The organism is Amycolatopsis sp. NPDC059021, assembly GCF_042739895.1.
Taxonomy (GTDB): Bacteria; Actinomycetota; Actinomycetes; order Mycobacteriales; family Pseudonocardiaceae; genus Amycolatopsis.
The window spans coordinates 2,770-5,853 of sequence record NZ_JBHYIQ010000020.1; the positions used below are offsets into that span (position 1 = coordinate 2,770).

A 3,084-nucleotide genomic window follows, 5' to 3' on the forward strand; every position below is an offset into this window, starting at 1 on the left:
CCGGCCGCCCTGGGGGTGCCCCCCCCGGGGCGCGCCCTCGCTCGGGGCGGAGTGGAGGCGCCCCCCCCGCCGGGGCGTTCGCGACGTCGGGCGCCGCGAATCCGTCCACAGTGGACAGGAACGCGGTCACCCATTGCAAACTGAAACACGTTCTATTATCGTCGGGTCTCGTGAGATACGGGATCGTGCTGTTCACCAGCGACCGGGGCATCACCCCGGCGGCCGCGGCACGCGCGGCGGAGGAAGCGGGCTTCGACTCCTTCTCGGTACCGGAGCACACGCACATCCCGGTCAAACGCGAGTCGCCGCATCCGCGCACCGGCGACTCGACACTGCCGGACGACCGGTACCTGCGCACGCTCGACCCGTGGGTGGCGCTGGCCACCGCCGCGTCGGTGACCACCCGGATCCGGCTGTCGACCGCGGTCGCCCTCCCCGTGGAGAGCGATCCGATCACGCTGGCCAAGACCGTCGCGAGCCTGGATCACCTCTCCGGCGGCCGGGTCACGCTCGGCGCCGGGTTCGGCTGGAACGTCGACGAGCTGACCGACCACGGCGTGCCCGGCAACCGGCGCCGGACCGCGCTGCGCGAGTACCTCGAAGCGATGCGTGCACTGTGGACGGACGAAATCGCCGAGTACTCCGGCGAATTCGTCTCGTTCGGGCCGAGCTGGGCGTGGCCGAAGCCTGCCCAGCCGCACATCCCGGTGGTGCTCGGCGCGGGCGGCACCGAGAAGAACTTCCGCTGGATCGCGAAGAACGCCGACGGCTGGCTGACCACTCCGTCCGATGTGGACATCGAGGGGCCGGTGGGCCTGCTGCGCGAGATCTGGCGCGACGAGGGCCGCACGGGTGAGCCGGAGGTCGCGGTGCTCGCCGGGCGGCCCGACCGGGAGCAGCTGGCGCATTTCGCGTCCATCGGCGTCACCGAGGCCATCTTCGGCCTGCCGGACCGGTCCGCGGACGAGGTCGCCGCGTGGATCGGCAGGCTCGCCGGAAAACTGGACCTCCCGGCGAGCTGAACCGCACCGGACAAACCGGTGGACATTGCCCGGAACTGTTCGGCAGCGAACGGATCGGACGGCTCGCCCATGGTCGACTGGTGCCATGGCGATGGTCGCGCGACGGGTTGTGGACGATGTCGAGTACGCGATGGTGCTCGTGGAACACCTTTTCGATCTCGACGAGGCCGTGCTGTCGGTCATGGGCGCGAAGAGCACGGTCCGGCCGAGGCCGGGCACCCGCGTCGTCCCGTTGAAGACCTCCGAGGTGCGCGCGGCGCTGCAGTACACGGCCCAGCAGGGCGGACGCCATCACGAGATCGTGGCCCGCTTCCACGCGGAGGAGCCGGGCGGCCCCCTGCACCTGCTGGCCGACTGGATCCGCTCGGAACTCGTCCGGCTCGGGATTTTCACGGCGGACCAACCGGCCCCCTCGCCCCGGTGACTGCCGGGCGCTACGGTCCCCTTCGGCACCATGTCGGCCAGCGCGGGAGGGCGCCTGGATGAACGGGACAGCGGCGGGGCGGCAGCAGCCGTTCCTCGATCGGGTGGACGAGCGGGCACGGGAACGACTGCTCCAGATGGGGACCCAGCAGGAGTACGCCCCCAAGCAGCCGCTGATGCGGACCGGGGAACCCGGGGAGTACGTGATGCTGCTGCGTCACGGCTTCGTCAAGGTCGCCAGCGTCGACCAGGAGGGGACCGCGATCATCCTGGACATCGGGGTCCCCGGCGATCTGCACGGCGAGATCGCGGTCGTGGCGGGCGGGACGCGGATGGCCGACGTCGTGGCGATCGACCGGGTGCAGGCCAGGCGGATCGGGGCGAGCGAGTTCGAGCGCTTCCTCACCGAGCACCCGGCGGCGATGAAGGAACTGCTGATCAGCGTGTCCCAGCGGTTCGTGGTGGCGCAGCAGCAGCGCACGCAGTCGTGGAAACCGCAGGCGATCACCCGGGTGGCCCGGCGCCTGGACTACCTCGTCGACGCGTGCGGCGTCGAGACCGACGAGGGGTGGCGGATCGCGATACCGCTGAGCCAGGACGAATTGGCGCAGTTCATCCCGATGGGCCGCACCATGGTCGCCAAGGCACTGAACACCCTGCGCGACGACGGCATAGTCGCCAGCGCACGGAAGTCGTTCACGGTCACCGACCGTGTCAAACTCCGGAAGCGAGCGGACACAGAAGTGTGACGCAGATCACTGAATCGTGGCACCTGCGCGGCCAGTTCTGTTCGGCAGCGAACAGAACTGTCGCTGGGTAGTCGTGACACTTCCCCTTGTCGCGAAACGTACGAGGGAGGGGGAGGGGTCACGATGTTCGCACTGACCTCCAGCCGGTTCAACGCCCAGTCGCACGCGGTACTCGCGGTCGACATCGTGGGCTCGTCGCAGGCGAGCGACGATCTGCTCGATCCGATGAAGTCCGAAATGGAAACGCTGGTGTCGCACGCCTTGAGCACGGTCGGGCTGTCCTGGGACAACGCCCGCCACTTCCGGGAAACCGGCGACGGCGTGATGCTCGCCTACCCCGAGCAGGCGCTCGGCAGGCTCGTCGAGCTCGTGTTCCACCTCGATCACCTGCTCCGGTCCCGCAACCGCTACGCCCGCACCCCGATGCGCGCGCGGGTCGCCGTGCACACCGGCCCGATGGCCGAAAACCACCGCTATCACCGGACCTACATCACGCTGACCAGGCTGCTGTCCGCCACCACGTTCTGCGAGGCGGTCGCCTACTGGTGCCGCAACGACCCGACCGGCGACAAGTTCGGCGCCGGCCTCGTCCTCTCGCACGAAGTCTGGCGCAACGTCGTCGAGCCCTTCAGCGTCGCGCTCGTACCGCCCGCCCGGTGCGCACGCATCAACGTCACCACCGCGGACTTCACCGACAGCGCCTGGATCCACCTGCCAGGCCTCGACGCCGAGAGCGCGCTCTCCAGCGTCTTCGCCAGCGCCGGCGCGCTGGCCGCCCTCGTCCCGGGGGGGGGGGCGGGGGCGGGGGGGGGGCGGGGCGCGGGGGGGGGGGGGCGCCCCCCCCCGCGCCCCCCCCCCCCCGAGGGGGCGCGGGGGGGGGGGGGCGGCAC

At 70.8% G+C, this 3,084-nt stretch carries 4 protein-coding genes; all 4 read left to right on the forward strand.

Translation table 11 applies throughout. The features are described 5' to 3' along the window. Positions 1–170 precede the first annotated feature (170 nt). The gene (locus tag ACFWX1_RS14390; protein ID WP_378387309.1) at positions 171–1,022 is read left to right on the forward strand and encodes an LLM class F420-dependent oxidoreductase; all 852 of its coding nucleotides are present in this window, start codon (positions 171–173) and stop codon (positions 1,020–1,022) included. An 85-nt stretch (positions 1,023–1,107) separates the two neighbouring features. Next, a complete protein-coding gene (locus tag ACFWX1_RS14395; RefSeq protein ID WP_378387311.1) occupies positions 1,108–1,446 on the forward strand; it encodes a hypothetical protein in 339 nt (112 codons plus the stop codon). A 58-nt stretch (positions 1,447–1,504) separates the two neighbouring features. Then, positions 1,505–2,194, forward strand: coding sequence for a Crp/Fnr family transcriptional regulator (locus tag ACFWX1_RS14400; protein ID WP_378387313.1), 690 nt, complete (start codon positions 1,505–1,507; stop codon positions 2,192–2,194). A gap of 123 nt (positions 2,195–2,317) precedes the next feature. Further along, positions 2,318–3,084 (forward strand): hypothetical protein (locus ACFWX1_RS14405; protein WP_378387315.1); only part of this gene is annotated, 767 nt, incomplete at its 3' end.